This is a genomic window from Erwinia sp. CGal63 (assembly GCF_037026505.1).
In the GTDB taxonomy this organism is placed as follows: domain Bacteria; phylum Pseudomonadota; class Gammaproteobacteria; order Enterobacterales; family Enterobacteriaceae; genus Erwinia.
The window spans coordinates 1171884-1188309 of record NZ_JAKUMN010000001.1 but is presented as its reverse complement, the minus strand read 5'-3'; the positions used below and the strand labels follow the sequence as shown (position 1 = coordinate 1188309).

Here is a 16426-nt window from a genome sequence, read left to right as displayed (position 1 = left end):
GACAAAATAAAAGCTCCTGTATTGGGTTTATCCGATTAGCGCAGGTTATCCGGAAAGTTCGCGGGCAGCTCGCTTGCCGCGCAGGCAATCACGCTGTCGTTGTCGCGACCGCAGTCACGGATAAAAGTGATAGTGGCGAATTCGTCAATCACTTCCGTAGGGTAAGCCGGCCCGGCTTCGCGATAGCGTGCCATTTCGGCAAGATGGTCGTTCTGGAAGCAAACGGTTTTTTGCGGATTATCCATAACCCAGCGCGGAAAGAAAATGGTGCCGTGGAACAGGCTGTCGCCCAGGTTCACCGTCAGGCTGACATCGGTGCCGGTTGGCTCTGTCCAGGAAATTTTATAGATATCCGAGCCGACGCGCACAATGTAAGCCTGCTGGTCTTTGACCCAGCGATTGCCGACCAGGCCGCTGTGAATGCGGTAGTCCAGCGTCCGCTCATTTTTAACGTAAATCTCATAGTTCCAGCCGTTGTCGTAGGTATAAACAAGGTGTTTGCCTACCAGACCGTTCAGATCGTTTTTGTCGAATTTCATCATTTCCTCCTCTGTTTTCTGTAAATTATCAGTTTATTTTTTGAATTAATAACGCTACTTTTGAATAATATTCATCGAATAATTGAATAATTCATGCATAAAACAACGCTGGAGCAGTGGGTTTTACTGGAAAAAGTGGTCGAGCTGGGCAGCTTTGCCAGCGCGGCGGAGGCGACCTGCCGCAGCCAGTCTTCGGTCAGCTACAATTTGGCCCAGCTGCAGGAGAGGCTCGGCGTGGCGCTGCTGCAGCCGCAGGGACGCCGTACCGTGCTGACGCCGGCAGGCGAACAGCTGCTGGCGCGCGTAAGGCCGCTATTGAAGGCTTTCCATTACGCAGAAGCACACGCCGCCACGCTGAAAACAGGCGTGCGCACCAGGCTGGAGCTGGTCGTGGACGCGATTTTTCCGCGCCATCGCCTGTTCGCCATCCTTCGCCAGTTTCAACAGCTGCATCCGCATACGCAGATCAATCTGACCGAGGTGCTGGAAAGCGACGCTGTGGATCGGCCGGAAGCGGATGTGATGGTGCTGACGCGTCGCCAGGACATCACCGGTCGGGGCGAGTGGCTGATGAATATCGACTTTGTTGCCATAGCGCATTGCGATCATCCGCTACATCGGCAGAGCGCGCCGCTGAGCGAAGAGAGCCTGGCGGCTTATCCGCTAATCCGCATTGCGGAACGCCAGGGGAACGCCCCTGACGCGGCTGAATGCTGGACGTTTTCCACCATCGACGCGGCGATGGAGGCGGTCGTGGCTCAGGTTGGCTACGGCTGGCTGCCCTGGGATCGCGTCGCGCCGCTGCTGGACGCCGGCGTGCTGAAGATTCTTCCCATGACGCATGGCGGCAGACGTGCTACACCCTTACATCTGATAGTAAAAGAGTTATCACCTGAGGATCGGCAAATTCAGACGCTGATCCGGCTGTTCAGCCGCGACGGCTGACGGCCTTCATTCCAGTTGTTGCGTAAAGGAGAGATGCTATGCCGACCCAACCATTCAGCCAGCCGAGTCCGCTGCCGTTTCAGGCGCCGCCTTTCGACAAGATTACCGAAGCCGACTACCGACCGGCGCTGGAAGAAGCCATACGGCAAAAGCGCGAGGAGGTGGCGCGCATCGCCGACAGCGCCGAACAGCCGGATTTCGCCAACACTTATCAGGCGCTGGAGCAGTGCGGAGAGATGCTGCGACGCGTCGAGAGCGTATTCAACGCGATGACCTCGGCCAACACCAGCGATCTGCTGCAGCAGCTGGACGAAGAGATGTCGCCGAAGCTGGCGGCGCTGGAGGATGATATCCACCTGAACGGCCAACTGTTCGCGCGGCTTGACCAGGTTTATCAGCAGCGGCAGAGCCTGGCGCTGGACGCGGAGTCGCTGCGGCTGGTGGAAGTGACCTGGCAGGCGTTTCAGCTCGCCGGTGCCAGCCTGAACGAAGAGCAAAAAGCGCAGCTTAAGGTGCTTAACCAGCAGGCGGCTACGCTGACCACCCAGTTCGCCAATAAGCTGCTGGCGGCAACCAAAGCGGGCGGGCTTACCGTTACCGATGCGGCGGCGCTGGCGGGCTTAAGCGAGGCGGAACTGGCAGCGGCGGCCACGGCGGCCCAGGAGAAAGGGTTGCGGCAGCAGTGGCTGCTGGTGCTGCAAAACACCACGCAGCAGCCGGATCTGCAAAACCTCAGCCGCCGCGAAACGCGGGAAGCGCTGTTCAAAGCCGCGTGGAGCCGTGCCGAAAAAGGCGACGATAACGATACCCGCGCGCTGATCGCTCGCCTGGCCAGCATTCGCGCGCGTCAGGCGCAGCTGCTGGGCTTCGCCAGCTATGCCGAGTGGAAATTGCAGGATCAAATGGCGAAATCGCCGCAGGCGGCGCTCGATTTTATGCGCGCCATCGTGCCGGCAGCCACCGCTCGCGCCCGGCGTGAAGCGGCGGATATCCAAAAAGTTATCGATCAGCAGCAGGGCGGTTTCGCGCTGCAGCCCTGGGACTGGCTTTTTTACGCGGAACAGGTGCGCAGAGCGAATTACGATCTGGATGAAAATCAGATCAAACCCTACTTTGAGCTTAATAACGTGCTGGAAAACGGCGTTTTCTGGGCGGCGACGCAGCTCTATGGCATCACCTTTAAAGCCCGCGACGATATTCCCGTTTATCATCCCGATGTTCGCGTCTATGAGATCTCGGATGCCAACGGCGAGCCGATGGCGCTGTTCTACACCGACTATTTCAAGCGCGATAACAAGGCCGGCGGCGCCTGGATGGGCAATTTCGTCGACCAGTCCACGCTGCTTGGTACGCAGCCCGTTATCTATAACGTCTGCAACTACGCCAAACCTGCGGCAGGCGAACCGGCGCTGCTCGCGTGGGATGATGTGATCACGCTGTTCCATGAATTTGGCCATACGCTGCACGGCCTTTTCGCCGAACAGCGCTATCCTTCGCTTTCCGGCACCGCGACGCCGCGGGACTTTGTTGAGTTTCCTTCCCAGCTCAACGAACACTGGGCCAGCGATGCGCAGGTCTTCCGTCATTTCGCCCGCCACTATCAGAGCGGCGAGCCGATGCCTGCCGCGCTGCATGAGAAAATCATTAACGCCAGCAAATTTAACAAGGGCTACGACATGACCGAGCTGCTGGCCGCCGCGCTGCTGGATATGCGCTGGCACAGCCTTGCCGCCGATCTGCCGGAACAGGACGTCGTCGATTTTGAACAACAGGCGCTGCAGGCGGAGCAGATCGCCCTGACTGAGGTGCCGCCGCGCTATCGCTCCAGCTACTTTCAGCATATCTGGGGCGGCGGCTACGCGGCCGGCTACTACGCCTATCTGTGGACGCAGATGCTGGCCGACGACGGTTTCGACTGGTTCCGCGAACACGGCGGGCTGACGCGCGAAAACGGCCAGCTATTCCGGGAGAAAATATTATCGCGCGGCAACAGCGAAGATCTGAAAGCGCTGTACGCGCGCTGGCGCGGCAGAGATCCGCAAATCGAAGCCATGCTGCTTAACCGGGGACTAAAGTGAGCTTCTCTCTACAACGCCGCCGGCTGCTGCTGGCGGCTCTGCTGACGCCGCTGGCGTCGGGCTTTTTCTCTCGTCTGGCGCAGGCAGATTCCGCCACGCTGGCGCAGCAGCTTGCCGGGCTGGAGCGTCAGGCGAACGGGCGCATCGGCCTCGCTCTGCTGGATGGCGACGGCTGCCTGCTTCACTATCGCGGCGAAGAACGATTTCCGCTCTGCAGCACTTTTAAAGTGCTGGCTGTGGCGGCCATTCTGCAGCGCGCGCAGCCAGACCTGCTGCAAAAGCGTCTTTACTGGCGCCGCGAGGAAGAACTGGCATGGATGCCGGTCACCGCTGGCCTTCGTGAAGAGGGCATGACGGTAGAGGCGCTGTGCGCGGCGGCGCTTCGCTACAGCGATAATCTGGCGGCCAATCTGCTGCTGAAAGAGCTGGGCGGCCCCGCCGGGCTGACTCGTTTTCTGCGCGAAGGCGGCGACGGCATTACGCGGCTCGACAGAAATGAGCCGACGCTAAACAGCGCCATACCTGGCGATCCGCGCGACAGCAGCACGCCGCTGCAAATGGCGCATAATCTGCGGCAGCTGACGCTGGGCGACGGTAAAGCGCAGGGCATGATCTTGAGCGCAGCACGGCGGCAGCAGCTTAACGAGTGGCTGAAAGGCAATACTACCGGGAAAAAGGCGATTGCCGCAGCGACGCCCGCCGGCTGGATCGTCGGCGATAAAACCGGCAGCGGCGACTACGGCACCACCAATGACGTGGCGGCGATCTGGCGACCTGCCGCGTCGCCGCTGGTGCTGGCCATTTACTTCACTCAGCACGATAAAGCGGCCAAAAGCCGCCAGGAGGTGCTGGCGCAGGCGGCCAGCATCGCGCTGGCAGCGCTTAAGCCAGCCTGAATCGCCAGTGATCTTTGGCGCTGTTCCGGCAGCGCCGCTATGTTTCCGCTTTTAGGCTCTCTGCGCGGCGTCAGCCGAACGGGCCGCCCTGAATGGTGTCGAGCATGCCTCGCAGCACGCGCTCGCCGGTTTCGCTTTTTAATTCCTGATACCATTGCTGCGTCACGCCGATCTCTTTGCCGTGCGTAATGTCGCAGCGCTTGCGCGCTTTCAGCACCAGCTCTTTGACGCGTTCGGCGCGGCTGGCCTGATAGCGCAGCAGCGCATCCTCAATACCCAGCGAATGGGTTTGCAGGCAGTGCGCCAGCACCACCGCATCCTCCATCGCCGCGCAGCCGCCCTGGCCGATATCGGGCGTGGTGCTGTGCGCCGCGTCGCCAAGCAGCGCCACGCGGCCTTTTACCAGCTGTGGAAAAGGCTCGATATCATGAATTTCGACGCGGTTAGTGGTGGCGGGATCGATCTGGCTAATCAGCCTTTGCACCGGCGCGGCCCAGCCGTGAAAATAGCGCTGCAGATCGGCGCGCAGCGTGTCGCGATCTTCCGCCAGCCCCAACGGCAGCGGCACATCGAAGAAAAAGTAGAAGCGATTGCCTGCCACCGGCATCAGCGAAACCCGTTTGCCTTCGCCGACGAAAGTCGTCCACTGAGAAGCGGGCGCGATGCTCTCGTCCAGCGTGACCAGCCCGTTCCAGTTAACGTAGCCCGCGTAGCGCCGCGGCACGGTTTCGCCCAGCACCCAGGGGCGGATCGCGGAATGGGTGCCGTCGCAGGCGATCAGCAGATCGCCTTGCGCCTCGCTGCCGTCATTAAAAAAGGCCGTCACGCCGCGATCGTGCTGTTCAACGCCGATCGCTCGCTTGCCAAACTGCACCTGCTCACGGCCATAGCTCTCCAGCAGCATCGCCTGCAGTTCCGCCCTTGCGACCGGATAAGGCCGTTCGCCCGCTTCGGCCACCAGCGGCGCCAGGCTGAATTGCGTCAACGGCGCGCCGGAAAAAGCGTCGTGATAGGCCATGCTCTCCATATTGCCGCCGAGCGCACGCAGCGGCTCCTTCATGCCCAGATAGTTCAGGCACTTGACGCCGTTAGGCCAGATTGAAATCGCCGCGCCGACCGGCTTAATCTCTTTGACCGCCTCAAAAACGGCGGTTTCAATGCCGCAACGCCGTAGCGCGATGGCGGTACAGAGGCCGCCGATCCCGGCGCCCATAATCAGTGCTTTCATCTTTTTCTCCTCCAGGCTTTGCGGAGACGCTGCAACTTTTGTACCAGCTACGTCAGCACGGCACGGCGCGCATCTGAAACAAAAGTTTCGTTAAATTTCTGCCTCAGGCTGGCGCATTGCACCATTGCGGGGAAGCCTGGATGAAACAAAAGCGATACTGCAGGTTGAAGAACTGGCAACAGGCGGCGGAATTTGCCACAGTGGCAGCACTATTTTTTCCGGAGAGAGCAAAATGGCGACCATAGCCTGTCTGCATGCGGCAACAAGCAATATCGCACTGTTTGAAACGGCGCTGCGCACGCTGGATTATGACGATATTCAGCTGCTGCACCGTGTAGAAAGCGAGCTGTTAACCAGCGCGATCGAAGCTGGCGAAGTCACCGCCGACATCGCGAACGATGTGCGGCAGATTCTGGAGGAGATGTGTCGTCATGCCGATGCGGTAATCGTAACCTGTACCACGCTGGGCATCGTCGCGCTGGAGGCGAAAGCCTTCAGCAAGCCGGTAATCCGCGTGGACGCGGCGCTGGCCAGGGCGGCGGCGGGCTATCACGGCGCGGTGCTGGTGCTCTGTACCGCGCATGCCACCCTTGACGCAACGACCCGACTCTTTGAAGCTTTTATTCCCGACGGCAGACTGGCGGTGGAGCTGATCCCGCGCGCCTGGGCTTTTTTCAATCATGGCGACATCGACGGCTATCATCAGCAAATCGCCCGCTATATCCGTGAGCGGCACGAGTGCGCGCTGGGCTGCATTGTGCTGGCGCAAAGTTCGATGGCGGGCGCGGAGAAGTATATCAACACCACGCTGTCGGTGCTGACCGGCCCCGAAATTAGCCTGCAGGCCGCTATCGACGCGATCCTTTGATTTTAAAGGCGTTAAAAAGAGTAGAGCGCGACGGCAAAGCGTTTTATGGTGTAGCCCCACGCTTTGACAGGAAACCACTATGTTCGATTTAACGCTGTTTATTCTGCTGTTGCTGGCAGGGCTCAGCTACTTTAGCCACAACCTGACCGTCGCTATCGCTTTACTGGTGCTGATCGTGGTGCGCATGACGCCGCTAAACGCTTTTTTTCCGTGGATTGAGAAGCAGGGCGTGACTGTTGGGATAATTATTTTGACCATTGGCGTGATGGCGCCCATCGCCAGCGGCGCGCTGCCGACCAGCACGCTGATGCACTCGTTTCTGAACTGGAAGTCGCTGCTGGCAATTGCGATCGGCATTTTCGTCTCCTGGGTTGGTGGCCGCGGCGTCAGCCTGATGAGCTCGCAGCCGACTATCGTGGGCGGTCTGCTGATCGGCACGATCATTGGCGTCTCGCTGTTTCGCGGCGTACCGGTAGGGCCGCTGATTGCCGCCGGGCTGGTTTCGCTGTTTATCGGCAAAATGTAGCGCGTCTGCTATGATACCGCTCTTTTTTTTCGCCAGGAGAAGCCGGTGAGCAAGCAGGACAAGCGCAACAAGCGCGCCAAACTTAAAGCCAAACAGGCCAACAACGCCCGCGCCCGCGGCAAACAGCTGGACGCGGTTGGCCGCAGCAGCTACGTCGCCACGCCGGAGATGATCGAACTGTTCGCCAGCCTGCCGCCGCTGGATGAGCAGGGCGAGATGCCTTTTGTCGACGAGATCTACCGCTGGTGCGACGAAGAGTATGGCTTTGACGGCGGCAGTGCGGAAAACGAGTTGCTGCAGGTGGCGGCGCTCTGCGTGCTCTATATTCACTGGCGCACCAGCGAAGGCGGAACTTCGCTGAACCAGAACGAGCTGATCGAAGCGGCGATCCGCCTGAGCGAAGAGAACGAAGCCTTTAAAGCGCGCTACCAGGCGGCACAGGCGGCGAAAGCGTAAACCCGCGCAAAGCGGTAAAAAGGCAGCAGAACCGGCCACAACTCAACGGCACAGGGCGTTAGCGGCGATTCCTGCTGGCTGGCGAATGTCACCGGGCATGGCTAATCAGCGGCGCAGATGCGACTGCCGCAAACAGAGCCGATCCTGATGATTTACCGCTTCCGCTGGCACCGACGACGTTAAACGACGAACGGCATCCTCCAGCATAGCGCGTAGCGGCTGAGCGTGCGTGGTGAGCTGATAGCGGGGCGAGGAAGCCAGCTCAATATCATCGTAGCCGACGATCCCCGGATGATGCGTCGGCGCCAGGGCCGCCAGCGCGTCCAGCGTGCCTATCGCCAGAATATCGTTTTCACAGAACAACGCGTCCAGCCATTGCGCGCGCGGCGTTTGCGCAAGATGATCGCTAAAGGCCCTGAAGCCGCTGGCGCGGTCGTAGTGGTTGGCTTTCAGCAGCGTGATATTTTGCTGTTCCACGCCCAGCTCCCGCAGCGAATCGCAGTAGCCCTCATAGCGCAGCAGCTGCGTGGATTCCGTGTCCGGCCCTTTCATATAGCCGAAATGCTGATAGCCCTGCTGATGCAGGATCATCGCGATCTGGCGGCCCGCCTGATAGCCGTCGGTATTGATAATCTGAATATAGGGATTGGCGTCGTTGCGGCAGAGCTGCACCAGCGGAATCTGATGGATATCGCGCGCCAGCGCAATCAGCCGGTCGCTGAGCAACGTCCCCATAAAGAGCAGGCCATCTACCTGCAGCTGATCCGCCAGCGTCAGCACCGCTTCTTCCGATCCCGTCGCGCTGATATTCAGCAGCAGCGCCATGTAACCGCGCAGCTGTAGCTGCCGCGTCGCTTCATCCAGCAGCGCCAGCAGGTTAGGGTTTTGCATCTCGTCCACCACCACGCCGATTAGCCGCGAACGCTTCCTGGCCAGCCCGCGCGCCAGCAAATTAGGGCGATAGCCAAGCTGCGCCGCCGCCTGCTGCACGCGCGCCAGCGCCTGAGGCGAAATCGAGGCGCCGTCGGTAAAGGCGCGGGAAACGGTCCATTTAGAGACGCCAGCCAGCTCGGCGACGTCGCTGGCCGTGGCTTTTTTGACTGCGGCGGGCGGTCGGGATTTCGAGTTCACGCTGACTCCTTGCTGCCAATAAAAAACGCAGTGTAAGGCACAAACGCTTCCTGCGCATGCACCCGGTTGCAAAAAAAGTTTTTCCTGTGATCCTCAGCAGAATTTTCGCCTGATGCATTTTGACTTCCGGGCTGCTGTCGACGAGATTACACGGAGCGACGGCTATCTTCAGCTTTATTTGCACCCGGTTGCAAAAAGCGGGATAGCGCGGACGCGTACCCTGCATAAAACATGAAAACGAGGTGGCTATGTTAAACGGAGAGAAAAAATTAGCGCGTCCGTTACGTTGGGCGATGGTTGGCGGCGGCAGGCTGAGCCAGGTAGGTTATAAACATCGCAGCGGCGCGCTGCACGACAATACGGCTTTCCAACTGGTAGCGGGCGCTTTTGACATTGATGCCGATCGCGGCCGGGATTTCGGCGTTCATCTTGGCCTGGACGCCGATCGCTGCTATGCGGATTACCGGGAGCTGTTCAGCCGCGAGCGGCAGCACGAAGAGGGGATCGAGGTGGTAACCATCGCCACGCCCAACGGCACGCATTACGAAATCACCAAAGCCGCGCTGGAGGCCGGGCTGCATGTAATCTGCGAAAAGCCGCTGTTTTTTACCAGCCAGCAGGCCCGCGAGGTCAAAGCGCTGGCGGCGCAGAAAAACCGTATCGTTGGCGTGACCTATGGCTATTCAGGCCATCCGATGCTGCTGCAGATGCGGCAGATGATCGCCAGCGGTGAAATCGGCGAGGTCAGAATGGTCGATATGCGCTATACCCACGGCTTCAGCGCCAGCGACAGCGCCGATAAGTTCGAGGCGCAGAAATGGCGGGTCGATCCTGCAGTTGCCGGGCCAAGCTTTGTGTTGGGCGATCTCTCCACGCATACTTTCTATATCTCGCAGCTGGTGTTGCCGGAGCTGAAGCTGCAATCCCTGCTGTGCGACAGGCAAAGCTTTATCGCCTCGCGCGCGCCGCTGGAGGATAACGCGATGGTGATGATGCGCTATCACGGCGGCGCGGTAGGCCGCATGTGGACGTCGTCCGTTGACGCGGGCTCTATGAACGCGCAGCAGATCCGCGTCATCGGCTCGAAAGCGAGCCTGCAGTGGTGCGACTGGCTGCCCAATGAGCTCCGTTATGAAGTACAAAATCAGCCCAGCCAGCTGCTGCATCACGGCATGGCCTATCTCGACCAGGCCGCGCTGGCGGAAGATCGGCTCGGCGCGCTGCATACGGAAGGGCTGACCGACGCCTGGGCCAATATCTATCTGCGCTGCGCGCTGGCTATCGACGCTAAAAACCGTGGGGATGAGACGGCGCTGGCGAATTTGATCTATCCCGATATCGACGCGGGACTGGAAGGGGTGCGCTGGGTGGAGAACTGCGTGCGCTCGGCCGACAGCGGCGCGATCTGGGTCAATTACGAATAAACCGCCGGGCTGCCGCTTCGTTGAACTTTCAGCAGGCTTTTTACCAGCAAGATTATGATAATATTTCATTGATCCGCTTTGGCGTTTGGCCACACTTGCAGGCGCCTGAGCATTACTGATGACATTGTCATAATCACGGAGAAGGTATGCTGCAAGGAAAAAAGGGCGCAGCCCGCTTTGGGCTGTTGTTGTTAACGTTGCTTACAGGATGCAGCAGTAAAACCGACGTTAAATCTCTGGTCACGCCCTGGGTGCCGCCGGCACCGGTAGTTAAACCGCTTCTTCAGCCTATGCGCGGCGTCTGGCTGGCTACGGTCAGCCATCTGGACTGGCCGCCAGCCTCAACCCTGAACCTTACCGATCCGCAACAGCGCATCGCACGGCAGCAGCAGGCGCTGCGCGAGCGGCTGGACAAGTATGTCTCGCTGGGCATCAATACCGTCTTTTTTCAGGTCAAACCCGACGGCAGCGCGCTCTATCGCTCCGCTATTCTGCCCTGGTCGTCGGTGTTGACCGGCACTACCGGTCAGGATCCCGGCTGGGACCCGCTGCAGTTTATGCTGGTTGAAGCGCATAAGAGGGGACTGAAAGTGCACGCCTGGCTGAACCCCTATCGCGTCAGCATGAATAGCTCGGCCGGTACTGCCAGAGCGCTGCAAAACACGCTCGCGCATCCGCCAGCCAGCGTTTACGCGCTGCATCGCGACTGGGTGCGGGTCGCCAGCGATCGCTTCGTACTCGATCCCGGCCTGCCGCAGGTTCGTCAGTGGATTAATGGCGTGGTCGCCGAGCTGGTGAAAAACTATGCGATCGACGGCGTGCAGTTCGATGACTACTTCTATTACGAAACGGCGTCGTCGCGGCTTGACGACAGTGCCAGCTGGCGTGAATATGGCGATGGCTTTGCCGATAAAGCCAGCTGGCGCCGCAACAATACGCTGCTGCTGGTGCGGGAAGTGGCGGCCACTATCAAATCCCTGAAGCCCGAAGTGGTGTTCGGCATCAGTCCTGCGGGCGTCTGGCGCAATCAGGATCAGGATGAACGCGGGTCGGATACGCGCGGCGGTGCGGCTTACGATCAGGCTTTCGCCGATACGCGCCAGTGGGTGAAAGAGGGGGTGCTGGACTATATCGCGCCGCAGCTGTACTGGCCGTTTGAGCGGAAAATCGTGCGCTATCCCACGCTGGCGAAATGGTGGGCGGACGTGGTCGGTTCCGGCCATACCAAACTCTATATCGGCGTGGCGCTCTATAAGGTTGGTCAGCCGACCGGCACCGAGCCGCAGTGGGGCGAGCAAAATGGCGTGGCGGAGCTGAAAAGGCAGATTGAGCTGAATGAATCGCTGCCCGGCGTTGCCGGTACCATTCTGTTTCGCGACGCTTTTCTCGACGCGCCGCAAACGCAGCAAGCGGTCAGCTGGCTGCGCGATCGCTGGCGTAACCAGCCGTAAAAACAGCAATGCCGCGCAATCGCGCGGCATTTTCGTAAAAGCGAGCCGATTAGCCCGGATAAATTCCGCGATCTTTCCTCGCCATCAGAATGCGCTCACAGGCGACGATATAGGCCGCGGTACGCAGGCTACACTCTTTCTCCCGCGCTTTATCCCAGATATGGATCATCGCCTCGGACATGATTTTATCCATCCGCTCGTTGATCTCGCTTTCGCTCCAGAAAAAGCTGGCCATATCCTGCACCCATTCGAAGTAGCTGACCGTTACGCCGCCCGCGTTGCAGATGACGTCCGGCACCACGGTGATGCCGCGCGATGCCAGCATATCGTCGGCGTCGGGATAGGTCGGGCCGTTAGCGCCTTCGAGGATCAGTTTGCAGCTGAGCTTTTCTGCACGTTCGCGAGTAATCTGGCCTTCCAGCGCCGCCGGGATCAGAATATCCATCGGCACCTGCCAGAACGCTTCGCTGTCGATCTCCTGCGCGCCGCTGAAGCCGGCGATCTTTTTATGCGTCGTCTGCCACTCGCTGAGCGCGGCCAGGTCGATGCCTTCCGCGTTATAGAGCGTAGCGGAGTGATCCTGCACCGCCACCACCAGCGCGCCAGCGTCGACAAACAGTCTGGCGGCTTCGCTGCCGACGTTGCCGAAGCCCTGTACCGCCAGGCGCGCGCCGTCGGTTTCAATATTCAGGCGACGGGCCACTTCGCGGCCGGTCACGAATACGCCTCGACCGGTCGCTTTTTCGCGTCCCAGCGAGCCGCCCAGATGCACCGGCTTGCCGGTGACTACGCCGGTAATGGTGGTGCCCTGATTCATGGAGTAGGTATCCATCATCCAGGCCATCACTTTCGCGTTGGTGCCGACATCCGGTGCCGGAATATCCTTTTGCGGGCCGATAACCAGACCGATCTCGCTGGTATAACGGCGAGTCAGCCGCTCCAGTTCGCCTTCGGAGAGTTTAAAAGGATCGACGCGGATACCGCCTTTGGCGCCGCCGTAGGGCAGATTCACCGCCGCGCACTTGATGGTCATCCAGGCGGAGAGCGCCATCACTTCGTTTAAATCGACATTGGGATGGTAGCGAACGCCGCCTTTTCCCGGCCCGCGCGACAGATTGTGCTGCACGCGGAACCCTTCAAAGTGACGAATGGTGCCGTCATCCATTTGCAGAGGAATATCAACGATAAGCGCGCGTTTAGGATGGCGTAGCGTATCGATCCAGCGGCTCAGCTCGCCCAGGTAGGGCGCGACGCGATCGATCTGTTGCAGATAGGTGGACCAGGCGGTAGCGCGGCTTTCTGAAGCGTAAGATAGCTTGTCCATTACAATGCTTTCCTGACAGTTATAAATGCTGCGAAATAGGGAAGGAGCCAGTAGATCTGACCGGAACGCGGGCTAATTTATCATTAATGGAATGTATTTAATTCATTAAATTATTGTTAAGTTATGGCGTAACTGCTGCTTTAACTCTCTCTGAACGAATAAATAATTATCTTTATGGCCAGCGGCCAGTCATCAAGTCGCGTTTCAGGAATAATTATGCAGTAACGGCGCATTTTTCTGGTTTGCCGTTATTTATCAGAAGTTTGAACAGCTTCAAATTTTGCCGTCGCGACGCTGGCAGCCACCACCGACGCAGAAAACATATTTTTTGTTACATTATTGCAACTAAATTTTCAGTGCCAACGTTAAACTCACGCTCCTTTACCTTGTCTTACCGCGCGACAAGATAAAAACCGAGTTTTCAACACCGAAGCCGCTTTGGTTATTCCATTCACCTGCCATAACAACGACGAGACGGATGAAAAAACTGCACTTTCTGACCCAGTACCGGGTCTGCTGCTTTATTGCTTTCTATATTGGCATCTTACTGAATCTACCGATTTTCCTGCGCCGCTTTCATCACCTTCACGCTGACGCGGCCCTGTCGGTCGCCATTGAAGTCGTGGCGGCTTTCGCACTGGTGCTCTTTACCACGCTGCTGGTTTCGCTGGGCGGAAGGCTGCTGTTCCGCCTGCTCGCCTCGCTGCTGGTGCTCTTTTCCGTCGCCGCCAGCTACTACATGATCTTTTTTAACGTGGATATCGGCTACGGGATTATCGCGGCGGTGGTGACCACCGACAGCTTCGATCTCTCCAGAGAGTCGGTCGGCTGGGATTTCGGCCTGTGGCTGAGCCTGGTAAGCCTGCCGCCGCTGCTGGCGTTGTGGCTGGCGCCATTGCCGGAAGCGACGCTGCGGCGGCGTAACGGCGGCGCTCTCGCTCGTCGCGCCGGCGCCATGCTTGCCGCCGCACTCTGCTGCTGGCTGCCGCTAAAAGTGATGGGTGAACACCAGGACAATCTGGATCGCCAGCATAACCGGATGATGGCCAGCTACGGCGGCGTGGTCGCCGGCACCTATTCGCCGTCGAACTGGCTGTCGGGTATGGGGCTTCTGGCCTACAGCAGCTGGAGCCAGGCGGAGGACAGCCGCAATCTGTTCGATCCCGCCGCGCACTTTACCTACACGCCGCCAAAAGATGCGGACAGCCTCTATATCGTTTTTGTTATCGGCGAAAGCGCGCGGCGCGATCATATGGGCGTGTATGGCTATGAGCGCGACAATACGCCTAATCTGGATAAAGAGCCCAACCTCGCCGCGCTGCAGGGCTACTCGTGTGATACTTCGACCAAGCTGTCGCTGCGCTGTATGTTTGTGCGCGAAGGCGGCGCGTCGGAAGCGCCGGAGCGCACGCTGAAAGAGATGAATGTTTTTTCGGTGCTGAGAAAGCAGGGCTTCACCTCCGAGCTGTTCGCCATGCAGAGCGAAGCCTGGTTCTATAACAAAGCGCTGGCGAACGACTACGCGCTGCGGGAAACCATCCAGTCGGAGAAGCGCAACGTCGGCAAACCTATCGACGATATGGCGCTGGTCAGCGAGCTGAAGGATTCGATAGAGCGTCATCCTCAGGGCAAACATCTGGTGATCCTGCACACCAAAGGCTCGCACTATCTCTATACCGAACGCTATCCGCGATCTTTCGCCCGCTATCAGCCGGAATGTCTGGGCATTGACGATGACTGCACCACGCAGCAGATGATCAACTCCTACGACAACAGCCTGCTCTATACCGACGCCGTGCTGGAGCAGGTTTTCAATCAGCTGCGCGACCGCAACGCCATCGTGTTCTATGCTTCCGATCACGGCGAATCGATTTCGCAGAATATGCATTTTCACGGCACGCCGCGCGATCAGGCGCCGATGGCGCAGCGCACCGTGCCGATTATGGTCTGGGCGTCGGATAAATTCTTGCAGCATCCGGATCACGCCGCTGCTTTTGCGCAGTTAAAGAAGATGGCGCAGGCAAAAACGCCGGTGTTCCACGAGAAGCTGTTTGACAGCGTGCTGGGCTGCGCGGGCTTTACTTCGCCGGACGGCGGCATTAATTCGCTGCGCGACTGGTGCCACGTCAGCCATCCAGGCGCCGCCGAATAAAATTATGCCTGAAGAGTGAGCAATATGGCGCACTTCAGGGCGGCCGACGGCGATAAGTCGCTGTCGGCTTTGCCTGAATCGTCGCAAGCAGGTATTCTACGGGCCGAATTTAAAAGAGAATCTCTTGAGGTCGACATGATTATTAAACCACGCATCCGTGGCTTCATCTGTGTTACCGCCCATCCGGCGGGTTGCAAAGCCAACGTAAAAAACCAGATTGATTACGTTACCCGTCAGGGCAACATCGCCAACGGCCCAAAAAAGGTGCTGGTGATTGGCGCTTCCACCGGTTACGGTCTGGCTGCCCGCATTTCCGCCGCTTTCGGCTGTGGCGCCGATACGCTGGGCGTCTTCTTTGAGCGTCCGGGCGAAGAGAGCAAGCCGGCCACCGCTGGCTGGTACAACTCTGCGGCTTTCGAAGAGTTTGCCGAAGAGAAAGGCCTGTACGCGAAAAGCATCAACGGCGACGCCTACTCCGATGAAGTGAAGCAGAAGACCATCGAACTGATTAAACAGGATCTGGGTCAGGTCGATCTGGTGGTGTACAGCCTGGCCGCGCCGCGCCGTACCCATCCAAAGACCGGCGAAGTGTTTAACTCCACGCTGAAGCCGGTTGGCAAAACGCTGCAGACTCGCGGTCTGAACACCGATAAAGAAACCATCACCGAAATCACGCTGGAACCGGCCTCGCAGGAAGAGATCGCGGGCACCGTGGCGGTGATGGGCGGCGAAGACTGGCAGATGTGGATCGACGATCTGAAAGCGGCGGGCGTGCTGGCTGACGGCGCGAAAACTACCGCGTTTACCTATCTGGGCGAGCAGATCACCCACGATATCTACTGGAACGGTTCTATCGGCGAAGCGAAAAAGGATCTGGACAAGCGTGTCCTGACCATTCGCGACACGCTGGCGGAAAAAGGCGGCGACGCGCGCGTATCCGTGCTGAAAGCCGTGGTAACCCAGGCCAGCTCCGCGATTCCGGTCATGCCGCTCTATCTGTCGCTGCTGTTTAAAGTGATGAAAGAGAAAGGCACGCACGAAGGCTGCATTGAGCAGGTTTACGGCCTGTTCAAAGATAGCCTGTACGGCGCCGAGCCAATTCTGGATGAAACCGGCCGTCTGCGCGCGGACTACAAAGAGCTGCAGCCGGAAGTGCAGGATGAAGTGGTGAAACTGTGGCCAACAGTGACCAATGAAAACCTGAACGAGCTGACCGATTTCGCCGGCTATAAAAACGAATTTATGCAGCTGTTCGGTTTTGGCCTGGCAGGCGTGGATTATGAAGCTGACGTCAACCCGGATGTGAAAATCAAAAATCTGGTGCAGATGTAAGCATTAAGGCGTCCTTCGGGACGCCTTAAATATTATGTGGCATAGCGCGGCTGATTCACGTTGCCTGTAACGGAAC

14 protein-coding genes are annotated in these 16426 nt (G+C 58.8%); 10 read left to right on the top strand and 4 right to left on the bottom strand.

Annotated elements, in window-relative coordinates:
• Positions 1-35 precede the first annotated feature (35 nt).
• Entirely contained in the window at positions 36-542 is a 507-nt protein-coding gene (locus MKZ79_RS05365) for a phenolic acid decarboxylase (protein ID WP_336140593.1), read from the bottom strand.
• Between the two features lie 90 nt (positions 543-632).
• Here MKZ79_RS05365 and MKZ79_RS05360 point away from each other — a divergent pair, with 90 nt between their 5' ends.
• From MKZ79_RS05360 to bla, 3 genes are read left to right on the top strand one after another with little or no spacing between them, the layout of a single operon-like run.
• On the top strand, positions 633-1484 hold the full coding sequence (locus MKZ79_RS05360) for a LysR family transcriptional regulator (RefSeq protein WP_336140592.1): 852 nt from the start codon (positions 633-635) through the stop codon (positions 1482-1484).
• Between the two features lie 38 nt (positions 1485-1522).
• On the top strand, positions 1523-3562 hold the full coding sequence (gene dcp, locus MKZ79_RS05355) for a peptidyl-dipeptidase Dcp (RefSeq protein ID WP_336140591.1): 2040 nt from the start codon (positions 1523-1525) through the stop codon (positions 3560-3562).
• Positions 3559-4458, top strand: a complete 900-nt coding sequence (gene bla / locus MKZ79_RS05350) for a class A beta-lactamase (protein ID WP_442897126.1) — start codon at positions 3559-3561, stop codon at positions 4456-4458. The genes dcp and bla overlap by 4 nt, the downstream gene beginning before the upstream one ends.
• A 70-nt stretch (positions 4459-4528) precedes the next feature.
• On the opposite strand, the gene hpxO is transcribed toward bla, so the two are convergent.
• A complete protein-coding gene (gene hpxO / locus MKZ79_RS05345) occupies positions 4529-5686 on the bottom strand; it encodes an FAD-dependent urate hydroxylase HpxO (protein WP_336140590.1) in 1158 nt (385 codons plus the stop codon).
• A gap of 232 nt (positions 5687-5918) precedes the next feature.
• Here hpxO and MKZ79_RS05340 point away from each other — a divergent pair, with 232 nt between their 5' ends.
• The 3 genes from MKZ79_RS05340 (at position 5919) to MKZ79_RS05330 (ending at position 7536) form a co-directional block, all read left to right on the top strand.
• Positions 5919-6554, top strand: a complete 636-nt coding sequence (locus MKZ79_RS05340; RefSeq protein WP_336140589.1) for a hypothetical protein — start codon at positions 5919-5921, stop codon at positions 6552-6554.
• Positions 6555-6633: 79 nt separating this feature from the next.
• Complete coding sequence (locus MKZ79_RS05335; protein WP_336140588.1) at positions 6634-7080, top strand: DUF441 domain-containing protein; 447 nt, start codon at positions 6634-6636, stop codon at positions 7078-7080.
• Positions 7081-7125: 45 nt separating this feature from the next.
• The gene (locus MKZ79_RS05330) at positions 7126-7536 is read left to right on the top strand and encodes a hypothetical protein (protein WP_336140587.1); all 411 of its coding nucleotides are present in this window, start codon (positions 7126-7128) and stop codon (positions 7534-7536) included.
• Positions 7537-7641: 105 nt separating this feature from the next.
• Here MKZ79_RS05330 and MKZ79_RS05325 read toward each other — a convergent pair whose 3' ends face one another.
• The gene (locus tag MKZ79_RS05325) at positions 7642-8667 is read right to left on the bottom strand and encodes a LacI family DNA-binding transcriptional regulator (protein ID WP_336140586.1); all 1026 of its coding nucleotides are present in this window, start codon (positions 8665-8667) and stop codon (positions 7642-7644) included.
• Between the two features lie 248 nt (positions 8668-8915).
• Between MKZ79_RS05325 and MKZ79_RS05320 the strand changes: the two genes are divergently transcribed.
• Together MKZ79_RS05320 and MKZ79_RS05315 are read left to right on the top strand one after the other, a co-directional pair.
• Complete coding sequence (locus MKZ79_RS05320; RefSeq protein ID WP_336141351.1) at positions 8916-10091, top strand: Gfo/Idh/MocA family protein; 1176 nt, start codon at positions 8916-8918, stop codon at positions 10089-10091.
• Positions 10092-10237: 146 nt separating this feature from the next.
• Complete coding sequence (locus MKZ79_RS05315; protein WP_336140585.1) at positions 10238-11542, top strand: glycoside hydrolase family 10 protein; 1305 nt, start codon at positions 10238-10240, stop codon at positions 11540-11542.
• A 49-nt stretch (positions 11543-11591) separates the two neighbouring features.
• On the opposite strand, the gene MKZ79_RS05310 is transcribed toward MKZ79_RS05315, so the two are convergent.
• Positions 11592-12866 (bottom strand): Glu/Leu/Phe/Val family dehydrogenase, encoded by a 1275-nt coding sequence (locus MKZ79_RS05310; RefSeq protein ID WP_336140584.1) that lies wholly within the window; start codon positions 12864-12866, stop codon positions 11592-11594.
• A gap of 478 nt (positions 12867-13344) precedes the next feature.
• On the opposite strand from MKZ79_RS05310, the gene eptB reads away from it, so the two are divergent.
• Complete coding sequence (gene eptB, locus MKZ79_RS05305) at positions 13345-15018, top strand: kdo(2)-lipid A phosphoethanolamine 7''-transferase (protein ID WP_336140582.1); 1674 nt, start codon at positions 13345-13347, stop codon at positions 15016-15018.
• A 135-nt stretch (positions 15019-15153) separates the two neighbouring features.
• Positions 15154-16350 (top strand): enoyl-ACP reductase FabV, encoded by a 1197-nt coding sequence (fabV, locus tag MKZ79_RS05300; protein ID WP_336140581.1) that lies wholly within the window; start codon positions 15154-15156, stop codon positions 16348-16350.
• Positions 16351-16426: the final 76 nt, after the last annotated feature.